Source organism: Prosthecobacter sp. (assembly GCF_044373815.1).
In the GTDB taxonomy this organism is placed as follows: domain Bacteria; phylum Verrucomicrobiota; class Verrucomicrobiia; order Verrucomicrobiales; family Verrucomicrobiaceae; genus Prosthecobacter.
On record NZ_JBIPNG010000217.1, the window covers coordinates 1 to 10,476 of the forward strand.

Annotated in this window: 12 protein-coding genes; 6 read left to right on the top strand and 6 right to left on the bottom strand. The window is 60.0% G+C overall.

The features are described from left to right. The 5 genes from ACIREA_RS17520 to ACIREA_RS17540 form a co-directional block, all read left to right on the top strand. A partial coding sequence (locus tag ACIREA_RS17520; protein ID WP_397383610.1) for a GTPase Obg occupies positions 1–714 on the top strand: 714 nt, incomplete at its 5' end. 6 nt (positions 715–720) lie between these two features. Beyond that, on the top strand, positions 721–1,503 hold the full coding sequence (locus ACIREA_RS17525; RefSeq protein WP_397383611.1) for an ABC transporter permease: 783 nt from the start codon (positions 721–723) through the stop codon (positions 1,501–1,503). Continuing rightward, positions 1,500–2,150, top strand: coding sequence for an ATP-binding cassette domain-containing protein (locus ACIREA_RS17530; protein ID WP_397383612.1), 651 nt, complete (start codon positions 1,500–1,502; stop codon positions 2,148–2,150). Before ACIREA_RS17525 ends, ACIREA_RS17530 begins: the two co-directional genes overlap by 4 nt. A gap of 62 nt (positions 2,151–2,212) precedes the next feature. Next, on the top strand, positions 2,213–3,676 hold the full coding sequence (locus tag ACIREA_RS17535; protein ID WP_397383613.1) for a hypothetical protein: 1,464 nt from the start codon (positions 2,213–2,215) through the stop codon (positions 3,674–3,676). Positions 3,677–3,681: 5 nt separating this feature from the next. Beyond that, entirely contained in the window at positions 3,682–5,220 is a 1,539-nt protein-coding gene (locus tag ACIREA_RS17540; RefSeq protein ID WP_397383614.1) for a GTPase domain-containing protein, read from the top strand. 18 nt (positions 5,221–5,238) lie between these two features. Here the strand turns inward: ACIREA_RS17540 and ACIREA_RS17545 are convergent, their stop codons facing one another. The 6 genes from ACIREA_RS17545 to ACIREA_RS17570 are packed head-to-tail and all read right to left on the bottom strand — an operon-like array spanning position 5,239 to position 9,036. Further along, a complete protein-coding gene (locus tag ACIREA_RS17545; RefSeq protein WP_397383615.1) occupies positions 5,239–5,799 on the bottom strand; it encodes a hypothetical protein in 561 nt (186 codons plus the stop codon). Next, the gene (locus tag ACIREA_RS17550; RefSeq protein WP_397383616.1) at positions 5,789–6,298 is read right to left on the bottom strand and encodes a hypothetical protein; all 510 of its coding nucleotides are present in this window, start codon (positions 6,296–6,298) and stop codon (positions 5,789–5,791) included. The genes ACIREA_RS17545 and ACIREA_RS17550 overlap by 11 nt, the downstream gene beginning before the upstream one ends. 46 nt (positions 6,299–6,344) lie before the next feature. Continuing rightward, on the bottom strand, positions 6,345–7,115 hold the full coding sequence (locus tag ACIREA_RS17555) for a hypothetical protein (RefSeq protein WP_397383617.1): 771 nt from the start codon (positions 7,113–7,115) through the stop codon (positions 6,345–6,347). Between the two features lie 20 nt (positions 7,116–7,135). Further along, on the bottom strand, positions 7,136–8,032 hold the full coding sequence (ispH, locus tag ACIREA_RS17560) for a 4-hydroxy-3-methylbut-2-enyl diphosphate reductase (protein WP_397383618.1): 897 nt from the start codon (positions 8,030–8,032) through the stop codon (positions 7,136–7,138). 48 nt (positions 8,033–8,080) lie between these two features. Next, positions 8,081–8,383, bottom strand: coding sequence for a transcriptional regulator (locus ACIREA_RS17565; protein WP_397383619.1), 303 nt, complete (start codon positions 8,381–8,383; stop codon positions 8,081–8,083). Further along, on the bottom strand, positions 8,383–9,036 hold the full coding sequence (locus tag ACIREA_RS17570; protein WP_397383620.1) for a hypothetical protein: 654 nt from the start codon (positions 9,034–9,036) through the stop codon (positions 8,383–8,385). Before ACIREA_RS17570 ends, ACIREA_RS17565 begins: the two co-directional genes overlap by 1 nt. A 219-nt stretch (positions 9,037–9,255) precedes the next feature. Between ACIREA_RS17570 and ACIREA_RS17575 the strand changes: the two genes are divergently transcribed. Further along, complete coding sequence (locus ACIREA_RS17575; protein WP_397383621.1) at positions 9,256–10,308, top strand: CAP domain-containing protein; 1,053 nt, start codon at positions 9,256–9,258, stop codon at positions 10,306–10,308. The last annotated feature ends 168 nt before the right edge of the window (positions 10,309–10,476 follow it).

Consider the following 10,476-nt stretch of genomic DNA (forward strand, 5'->3'; position numbering starts at 1 on the left):
CTCGTCACGCGCTACGAACCCGTGGCCGACCTGACTGAGACCAATTCCACCTACGTGCTCTGCAAAGGCGGCAAAGGCGGGAAGGGGAACGTGCATTTCAAAACCTCCACTCACCAGGCTCCGCGTGAATTTACCCCCGGCACCGCTGGTGAAGAAGGTGACTTCCACTTCGAACTCCGCAGCATCGCAGATGCCGGATTCGTGGGCGCCCCGAACGCTGGCAAATCCACGCTGCTCTTCAAGCTGAGCGCCGCCAAGCCGAAGATTGCCAACTACCCCTTCACCACGCTGAAACCCATGGTCGGCGTGATCGAGTTTGGTCCAAACCGCCGAGGCAGTCTGGCGGACATTCCCGGATTGATCGAAGGTGCGCATGAAAACATCGGCCTCGGCCATGATTTCCTGCGCCACATCATGCGCTGCCGGGTGCTTCTGTTCGTCGTCGACACCGCCGGCACCGAGGGCCGCGATCCCGTCTCGGATCTGGAAATCGTGCGCAAAGAAGTTTCTCTCTACTCTCCAGAACTGGCCAAACGCCCTTGGTGCATCATCGCCAACAAGATCGATCTGCCCGAGAGCGCCGAAAACCTCGTCCACTTCAAAGAGCGCTTCAAACGCATCAAAGTCCATCCCGTCTCCGCCGAAACCGGCGAAGGCCTCGACAAACTGCGCAAGTGGCTCGACGAGAAGATCGGGCAGGATGTAGACTGGTGATCTGTCATGCGCCTGAACCGTTCCAATCTTTGCTGGCTGGTTCTGGCGTTGATCACGGCGGGGTATCTCCTTTTCTGGGCGTTGCTGCTCGGAGCCACGGCGACGTATAGTACGCCGGATTCGTGGCTGCAGGTGCTGCGCTCGCCTGAGATCCGGCATGCGACTTTTTTGAGTCTTGTGACCTGCTCGCTCGCGGCAGGCTTTGCGCTGCTGCTGGCGGTGCCGGTGGGGTATTTGATGACGCGCCTGGAGTTTCGCGGCAAATCTTGGCTGGATGCAGCGCTCGATATTCCCATCATCCTCCCGCCCTTGGTGGTCGGTCTGTGCTTGCTGATCTTTTTCCAAACCAAAATTGGCAAGGTGATCGAGATGGCGATTCCCTTCACCTATCAAGTCAGCGGTGTGGTGCTGGCGCAATTCGTCGTGGCCGCTGCCTTCGCGATCCGCACGATGCGCGGCACCTTCCAACACCTCTCGGCGCGGCCTGAAGACGTGGCCCTCACCTTGGGCTGCACGCGGTTTCAGGCCCTGTGGCATGTGGCGTTGCCAGCGGCACGGCGTGGCATGGTGGCGGCGTTTTGCATCGCCTGGGCGCGCAGTCTGGGGGAATTCGGGCCGATCCTCGTCTTTGCCGGTGCCACACGCATGAAGACGGAGGTGCTGCCGACGACGGTCTGGCTGGAACTCAGCGTTGGGAATCTCGAGGCCGCCGTGGCGGTCAGCCTGTTCATGGTGCTGCTGGCTGTGCTGGTGCTGGTGGCGGTGCGTGCCACGGGGGAAAAAGTATGATCCAGCTCGAACAACTCACCTGGAAGGTCTCTGGCCGCACGATCTTGGAGAACGTGACAGTGGCGATCTCGGCCAACACCTACGCCGTTCTCATGGGATCGACTGGCTGTGGCAAAACCACCCTGCTGGAAATCCTCTGCGGCCTGCGCCAGCCGACCTCCGGCCGCGTGCTGCTGGATGGCGTGGATGTGACCGACCTGGAACCACGTGAGCGCGGCATCGGCTACGTGCCGCAGGATCTGGCGCTTTTCCCCGGACTGCGCGTGCGTGAGCAGATCGGCTTCGCCCCGAAACTGCGCGGCATGGCCCCTGACGAACTGAATCAACGTGTAAACCGCCTCGCGGAGCAGTTTGGCATTGCTCATCTGCTGGATCGCCTGCCAGACATGCTTTCCGGTGGCGAAAAGCAGCGCGTGGCTCTCGCTCGTGCTCTGGCGGCCCAACCCAAGCTGCTGCTCCTCGACGAACCGCTCTCCGCGCTCGATGAAAGCATGCGTGCGGAGGCTGTGGCGCTGCTGCAGCGCGTGCAGCAGGAGCATGCGCTCACCGTTTTACACGTCACCCATTCCAGCAGTGAAGCGGCTGCGCTCGGCACCTTGCATCTGCGAATGGCAGCAGGGCGGCTGGAGGTGGAATCGAAGGGATGATTTTCACTGTGCGGTTGGAATCCCGCCGAAGCTGCGTTTAGTGTCCCAAAAACACCCCCTGCATGGATTGGACTGACTGGCAGCGCGTCCTCAAATGGCGCGCACTCGAAGAAGGCGATGCCGATGGCGTTCTCGTCAATGCGGAGCGTCGGCGTGAGGCTACGGCCAACACGCGCGCCGGACTGGCCTCCGAGGAGATCACCGGGGATGTGCTGGAGGAGCGTTCAGAGTCGTTTCTGGACAAACGGGCCGAGTGGCTGGAGCGCGAGGCCGTGGGCTGGCGCGGCGACCTGATCCATGTGCTCGATCTGTTGCGTGTACCGCAGGGGCGCTGGTCCTGGGCGCTGGCGGGATGGGGACTGGCACTGGTGACTGGCTATTGGTTTACCGATCTGGGGCAGGCGGGCGAATTCAACCTTCTGGCACTGCCGCTGGTGGGCCTGCTGGCCTGGAATGCGGTGGTGATCGCCCTCGGATTGTTGTGTGAACTGATGCCGACCTCCGCAGTGGCTGGCCGGGGTGGCTGGGTGGCCGAATTTCTCGCTCATGGCATCTCACGCATGGGCAAAGCGACCAAGGAGGTCGAAAGCGGAGTGGCTGAAACCATTCGCTCAAGGTATGAAGAGCTCTCCTGGCCTCTGGCCTGGCGGCGCTTGCAGATGCGGCTGCGGATGTGGTTGCACGTGGCGGCGGCGTTGCTGGCCATGGGGGGCGCGGCAGCCCTGTACGCCCGCGGCTGGTCGCACGAATATCGTGCCGTCTGGGAAAGTACCCTTTTGGGAGAGAGCGAGGCATCGGCCTTTTTTGAGACCTTGTTCAAACCAGCCACCAAGGTGCTGCGAACCCCCGTGCCGCTGGACCAGATCGCAGGCATGCATCGGACTCTGGGCAAGGTGGCGAAACCGGCTCCAGCACTGCCGTGGATTCATTTGTACGCAGGCACGCTGCTGGTGCTGATTGTGCTGCCGCGCCTCCTGCTGGCAGGACTTGGGGCGGCGCGCTGCGGCCGGGTTGTCGCGCAACCGGCCCGTGCCTTGAGTTGGGGCGGTTACCTGCGTGCCTTGCTGCGAGCGGTGGAGGGCGGCAGCGAGCGCATCCAGGTGCTCGTGCATGCCATTGAGCCCACGGCCCATCATCGCGAGGTCTGGGACCGTGGCGTGAGGGAACGTTTCGGCGGCATGGCGCGTGCCGAATATGTGCGCATCCCGGCTGGGGAAGAGGACGAATTTGCCGCCGCCTGGCAGCCCGTGTGCGCAAATTTGGTCATGCTCTTCAACATGGCCACCACGCCCGAGGCTGAGGTGCAGCGTCGTCTGGTCTCCGACGTGCGCCAGCGCCTGCTCACCAAACATGCTGAGCCGGAGCTCATCGTGCTCCTGGACGGCACGAGTCTTGCGGGACGTTGGTCACCAGAAAAAATCGCCGGGCGTGAGCAGTTATGGTCGCAGATGGTCGAAGGCCTGGCCTCTGAAGTGATTGTGGCTGTACGCAAAGAATCCGCACGCGCAAAGCCTCCGGTATCGTAATGTTCATGAAGTTTTCGTCTCTAGTGCCCGCTCTTTTTTCCAGAACCAAAACTGCCAGCTCCTCTGACCGACAGTCGGCGGAGCTGAATGTGCGTGATGCCTCAGACATCGTCACGCTGAGCCTCATTTCGCACACGAACGCGGGCAAGACGACCTTGGCCCGCACGCTGCTGCGTCGTGATGTGGGGGAGGTGAAGGATGCGCCGCATGTCACCCTTTTCAATGAATCGCACACGCTGCTCGAAACAGGCGGCTTCATGCTGCGGCTGTGGGACACCCCGGGCTTCGGCGACAGTGCGCGGCTGTTGAAGCGCCTCCAGCGTGAGCGCAGCCCAGTGCTGTGGTTTCTCTCGCAGACCTGGGACCGCATCACGGACCGGCCCTTGTGGTGCAGCCAGCAGGCGCTGAAAAATGTGCGCGATGAAGCGGACGTGGTGCTGTATCTCGTCAATGCCGCCGAACCGCCCGAGGCTGCCGCCTACATCGGGCCTGAGATGGAAATCCTCAGCTGGGTGGAAAAACCCGTGGTCGTGCTGCTGAATCAGACCGGGCTTCCAGGAAGTTCATCCATGGAGGCTGCGGAACTGGAATCCTGGCGGACGCATTTGAAGCAGTTTGAGATCGTGCGCGAAGTGCTGACGCTGGATGCCTTTGCCCGCTGCTGGGTGCAGGAGGACATCCTCATGGACTCTCTGGCCCCCCTGATGCAGGGCTCCAAAATTCCGACCTTCCTGCAGATCAAACGCGCCTGGGCGCAGCGCAATGTGGAGGTGTTTCAAGCCTCGGTGCGCCTGATCTCCGAGCAGCTCACCGCCGCGTTGTTTGACGGCGTGGATGTGCGCTCTGAAACGCTGCTGGAACGCGTGGGATGGCAGCGTGATGACCTGAACCGCGAGTACAATGACGCGCGCCAAAAGCTGGCCACACAGCTCGCGGACCGCACTGAGCAGACGACCAACAATTTGATCGAAGCCCATGGGCTGAAAGGTCAGGCCGGTCAGGAGATGAACCAAATCGCACGCGAGAATTTTCATCTCCCCCAGGCCGTGTCAGAAAACATCTGGGGTGTGCTCGGCAGTTTCGCCGGTGGTGCGATGGGAGGTCTCATCGCCGATCTCAAACTCGGCGGGATGACCTTCGGCGGTGGTGCGCTGCTGGGCGGCCTTGCCTCCGGCATTGGTGCCTATGCTTTGATCCGTAGCTACAATCTCGTGCGTGGCAGTGACCAGCGCCTTCGCTGGTCACGCGAGCATTTTCGTGAGCAGGTCAAACTGGCCTTTCTCACCTATCTCGCCATCTGCCATTTTGGCCGTGGTCGTGGCGAATGGAAGGAAAGCGCGCAGCCGCAGCACTGGCAGGAAGTCGTGGATGAAGTGACCGATCTGCACTCCGATGCGCTGGACCATCTGTGGAAATCCGGTGTGCAAAAAGACACCCAGCCCGCCGCGCTTTCACGCCAGTCCCGTCAGCTCACCGGAGACTGCATGGTGGCGCTGCTGGAGCGGCTGTACCCGGGCGTGGATGCGGCTTCGTGGCGGGCTTAAATCGCGGCCCGAATTGCATCAAGGGTACATCATGAGAACCTTGGCTTTGGCGATCTCAAACGATTCTAAGATCTCAGCATCATCAGGAATGTGGGCGGCGGCAAACGCAGCTTCGAGGTCGCTCCGGGTGATTTCTTCGTGGGCAATCATCCAACGAATCTCCTCCATGTGCTGCGGATCATCCCCACGCATCATCTTGCTGAGTATGAGGTCCACTGTGGCCGGGCGGTAGAGCCTGAGATGCTTTAGCTGCGGGCGTTGAATGGCAATACGATGTGCGAACCAGTCCCGTCGCAGGATGATCTGCCATTCTTCGAAGATGTGCGTGAGATAGATTCCCTGCGCTTGCAGATCGGCGTTGGCTGAGGTGAGGGCATCCCAGAAGGCCAGATCTTCGTTCATTTGATCCGATTGTTGTCCTGGCACCACTGCGTCCACATCTTGAGTCACGCCGTAGTCCGTTGGCGGATTGTCAAAGCCCAGCCAGAGCGCCGATTTCCCTATCAGGGTCAGCTCCACCACATGATCCAGTCGCGCATCGAGGGTCTGAAGAATGCGAGTTGGATTGTCAGCCGGCATAACCGAATGATTTGATCTTTTGGGGGCGCAGCCACACGGCTTTGCCTTGAGTGCGGGGGGCGATCAGTCCCGGCAACGATACATAACGTGAATGGTGAGGCATTACACCGGCCGGTGGCATGACGGGAGGGAGTTCCGCAAGCAGGGTGCTCCAAAATGGCAGTTCGGGTTCATAGCGAGCACCAGCTTCAGCGATGGCACGAACCGCAGGTGTGCAGCCTTCAGCGGATGCCAGCCGTGCAATTCGCTTGGGGTCATTTGTTTCTGTGCCCAGCAGCATGGCTCCCAGCCGGATCAACCATGGATCATTGGCTGCTCCCAGCAAGACGAGTGCGAGTTCCTCATTGGTAAAAGCCTCCTCACTAACGCGCTGCTTCGGTGGAATACGCCCCTGAAGATAGTGAAAGCAGCCGCGTGCGACGGCCTCATCCTTCCATTCTTCCGGTCCATGGAGTCCCAGATGTTGCGCTTTCAACCGCAGCGGGGGATCATTTGCCATCACGGCGAACTGCGGCATTGGAGAGACCGTTTGCATGCCGCCGAAGTTAAACGGATACCGTGGGGCTGTAAACCCGCGATCCGTTCAGCATTGTGCCTTCATGCAGACGTCTTTCAAGCCGTGACTGGAAGCTCTGCCAGCAGCGCAGGGCGCGGGAGCGGAAGTCGGCGGGAGTGACATTCAAACTGCGCAGGCAGTCGCGGTGATCCCAGGAGACGACACAGGCTGTCGCGTAATGGATGGCCTGGAACTGCCAGCGCCAGAGGCGTTGCACGGCAGGGGTGAGTGTCTTGAGACGTTCGAACAGGAAGTCGCGCTGGAAGGAGAGATGGCCCATCTCATCGCGCAGGAGCTTTTTGGCGACCGTTTGTACGACAGGATCGCTGCAACGCAGGGAAAGCAGGCCGAAATAAACTTCGGCGATGAGTTCCGCAGTGAGGAGCACCTGGATGTTGAACTCTAGGTTCACCAGATCGCGCATCCAGCGGAAGATGGAATTGGTCCATTGCTTTTGCAGCAAGGTGCCGCGCAGATGTTTCACGGTGCGTGCCAGCAGCGCGGCGTGGCTCTGCTCCTCCGCGACGAAGAGGTCCACGGCGCGCTGATAGCCCTTCAGATTTTCCAATGAAGCGATGCTGCGCGTGTAGCGGCGCAAACGCGTGCCTCCCCCGCTTTCGCCCAGTTGGAAAATGGCGAGGGAGCGGGCAAGGGAACTGCGCACATGCTCGGGCAGATCACATGCGGTGTCCGGCAGTTGCAGTTCATGATTGAGGCGGGTGTTGGCTTCGAAGTGGCTGATCCAATGTTGGGTGTTCATAAGGATGGTTGGTTTGTGGGTTAGGCGGCGTGGAGCATGGAGCGGAGGAATTCATGGACAGGGTTGCAGCGCATTTCGGCGGCGATCTGGCGGAGGCGTTGCATGACGGCATCGACTGTTTCATCCAGGGTGGAGGTGCCTGCGGTGACGCCCACGTTGCGGGCTTTGCCAAACCAGGCGGGATCGATTTCTCCGGGGCCTTCGATCTGGATCGCTGGCACGCCGTGTGCCGAGGCTTTTTGCACAAGCTGCCGCGTGTTGTTGCTGTTGCGCCCACCGATGACGACGATGTGATCGCAGTCGCGCAGCAGATCATCCATGGCTGTCTGGCGCTGCTTGGTGGGATGGCAGATCGTGTCGACGAAACGTACTTCGGAGCTGCAATGCCGCCGCTTGATCGCATCCACCAGACGCAGAGCGAGTTCGACCGGCTGCGTGGTTTGTGAAACGATGCCGAGCCGTGGGTGAGCTGGCACAAGATGAATGTCCGCCTCTTCAAGAACAACAACGGCAGAAGGGAAATCGCCGATGAGTCCACGCACCTCGACGTGCTGACTCTGGCCGATAACAATGGGCTGGTAGCCTTCGTTCAACAGCATGGCGAGAGCGTGATGCGCCTTCTTGACGAGAGGGCAGGTGGTGTCGATGACGGTGTGTCCGGCGCTTTGCCAGGCCTGTCGATGTCGGTCTGAAGCACCATGAGCGGTGATGGCAACCTGCTGTGTGCTGGCGCTGTTTAAATCATCAAGCTCACCGCGCTGTGCACCAAGGGTGGCGAGATGTCGATCGACCAATGGATTGTGAACGAGCTGACCGAGGATGGTGAGCGGCGCGCGCTGGGCGGCCGCGTGAGTCGTGCGCAGGGCGTCGCGGACGCCGAAGCACATGCCGTGATGTTGAGCGAGGATGATGTTCATGATGGTGTTAACTTTGTGGGGCAAAGCGAATGGGCAAAAAACTGCGAGTCAGGTCTGCTGAGCGGCTTTGACGATCTCGCCGAGCACTTCGACGTAGTCTTTAAATGCTGTGCGTCCGGCGGGTGTGAGTTCGTAGCTGGTGCGCGGACGGGTGCCAGATTCATCGCGCGTTTCCTTAATGTACCCGGCAGTGCCGAGGGTGCGGAGATGGGAGATGAGATTGCCGTCGCTCATGCTGAGTTCTGCTTTGAGGTCCTGAAAGGCCCATTCGCCGCGTGTGGAGAGCAGCGTCATGATGGAGAGGCGGCCCTTTTCGTGAATGAGCTTGTCGATTTGATCGAAGTCGATCATTACGGCTGCACCTCCGCAGGTTGGGCGCTGAGAAACACGGCCAGAGCATAAACAACATGCAGCAGGCCAAAGGTGAGCCCCATGACGAGAGAAGCGGGGCCAAGGTCACTGGAGAGCAGGCGCACATCGCTGCAAGCAGCCCAGCCGAAGAAGGTCAGCAGACCCGTGATCACGAAAGCCCACCCAAGGCGGACCAACGAGCGTGGCGAAAAGCTGGCAGTGCTGAGCAGGGCCAGACCGTAGCAAAGCGCCCAGACCAGCGCGGCGAGGGTGAGATTGTGCAGGAACACGATCAAACCAATGCCCACACTGCCGCCGACAAGCAACGGCGGAACGAAAGCACGCAAAGCCATGCGCATGCCGGCGGAGACGAAGGGCTGGTTGCGACGTTTGGCCTCTTTGGCGAGCAAGAAGACATTCAAGGCTGAAGCGATTGCCAGAATGATGAGCCAGGTTTCCAGGAAGCACATGTCACACATCACGGCATCGCCTTGCATTTTCACGGCGTGCCACACCGGCCACCCGGAGGCGACGAGCGCAAGCACACCGCCAGTGAGCGCTGCAGGAGCAGAGACGGCGCGGTAGATGTGCGCCTTTTCCATCAGGGAACGAATGATGCGGAGGTTCTCCAAGGCGGCTTCGGTCGTGCTCATGTGAATCACTTTGCGCGCCAAAGTGAATGGCGCAAGTGAAACTTTGCGCCGCAAAGTGATGATTCTGCGGATCGACACGAAACAGGCTTGGCAGTTCTATATAATTACCATAAGTTAAGAGAAGTGAATCAATCCGCGTCAGTTTTGCGCAAAACGACACACCACTTTGGGCGAAGTTGGTGCGCAGGCGTGCTGTGTGCGGCCATTCTTCTGCCTGGAATGGCAGGGGGCGCAGATCCCACGGCGGAGCAGCAGTACATGCTCGAACTGACCAATCGTTTCCGCAGTGATCCCCAGGGTGAGCTGGCGAAGCTGGTCAATTTTTCCTCTCCAGGTGTGTGGGCTCCCACCAAGGCGAACGATCCCAGCATCGCCTACGCACTGAACTTCTTTGGCACCAGCGCCTCAGATTTGGCCACGCAGTTTTCCAGTCTCACAGCGGCACCGGCACTGGCATGGAGCAGCGCTTTGAATGTCTCGGCCACCAGCTATTCGAACCTGATGGTGACTTCTGATCAGCAGTCTCACTCGCTGGACGCGAACAGCCTGGACCAGCGCATTATCTACGGCGGTTACAGCGCCAACTGGTTGAATGCCGGCGAGAATCTTTTTGCCGCGGCGCAGTCACCCTTTCATTCGCATGCCGCATTCGTGGTCGACTGGGGTGATGGCAATGGCGCAACGGCCGGTTATGGAAACGGCATTCAGAACCCGGCCGGACACCGCGATCTCCTGCTCGATGCAAGCATGAAGGAAATCGGCATCGGCTTCCAAGACATCTCGATTCCGGGGAGCAATGCCACCGCCATCGGGCCGTACGTCATCACCGAGCATCTGGCCTCGCAGTTTCGCTACGATGGCATCAACTACTTTTCGGATGCCATTCTGACAGGCTCGGTTTATCAGGACACCATCCTGGCAGACGCCTTTTACACCCCCGGAGAAGGACTGGCTGGTGAGGCGATCAATGTTTACAACGACCTCACCGGCATCCTCGTGGCCAGCGGATTCAGCAACAGCGCCGGCGGTTTCAATATCGCGCTCACAGGTCTGACCAATGGCATTGTCTATCGTGTGGAAGCCCCCGACACCGGCCTCACTGCCAAGACCTTCACGCTCACTGAGCATACAGACGACTACGGTGTCCCCGTGCTCGTGTATGACAATGTCTACGAGTCGTTCGTCGTTGTTCCGGAGCCAGGAAGCCTGCTGCTGTGCCTTGTCGCAGGCCTGTCGCTGCTTGGCTTCCGTTCACGTCATCATCTTTACTGATTCACCATGAGATCCATCGTCCTTCTGTTCTTGTCCGTTGTATCCATCCTGGCCCAGACTCCATCTGCACCGCTGGCCACAGAGATCCGTTCGATCATTGATGAGTACGAAAACTCGGTGCGTGCCAACACGCAGAAGCTCATCGCCGCTGCCACCGAGGAGGAGAAG

Excerpts from the sequence above, each read along its gene's own strand:
- ACIREA_RS17565 (WP_397383619.1), bottom strand. The coding sequence starts at position 8,383 with ATGATCGACTTCGATCAAATCGACAAGCTCATTCACGAAAAGGGCCGC.
- ACIREA_RS17575 (WP_397383621.1), top strand. The coding sequence starts at position 9,256 with ATGGCAGGGGGCGCAGATCCCACGGCGGAGCAGCAGTACATGCTCGAA.
- ACIREA_RS17535 (WP_397383613.1), top strand. The coding sequence starts at position 2,213 with ATGGATTGGACTGACTGGCAGCGCGTCCTCAAATGGCGCGCACTCGAA.
- ACIREA_RS17540 (WP_397383614.1), top strand. The coding sequence starts at position 3,682 with ATGAAGTTTTCGTCTCTAGTGCCCGCTCTTTTTTCCAGAACCAAAACT.
- ACIREA_RS17555 (WP_397383617.1), bottom strand. The coding sequence starts at position 7,115 with ATGAACACCCAACATTGGATCAGCCACTTCGAAGCCAACACCCGCCTC.
- ACIREA_RS17525 (WP_397383611.1), top strand. The coding sequence starts at position 721 with ATGCGCCTGAACCGTTCCAATCTTTGCTGGCTGGTTCTGGCGTTGATC.
- ACIREA_RS17530 (WP_397383612.1), top strand. The coding sequence starts at position 1,500 with ATGATCCAGCTCGAACAACTCACCTGGAAGGTCTCTGGCCGCACGATC.
- ispH (WP_397383618.1), bottom strand. The coding sequence starts at position 8,032 with ATGAACATCATCCTCGCTCAACATCACGGCATGTGCTTCGGCGTCCGC.
- ACIREA_RS17550 (WP_397383616.1), bottom strand. The coding sequence starts at position 6,298 with ATGGCAAATGATCCCCCGCTGCGGTTGAAAGCGCAACATCTGGGACTC.
- ACIREA_RS17570 (WP_397383620.1), bottom strand. The coding sequence starts at position 9,036 with ATGAGCACGACCGAAGCCGCCTTGGAGAACCTCCGCATCATTCGTTCC.
- ACIREA_RS17545 (WP_397383615.1), bottom strand. The coding sequence starts at position 5,799 with ATGCCGGCTGACAATCCAACTCGCATTCTTCAGACCCTCGATGCGCGA.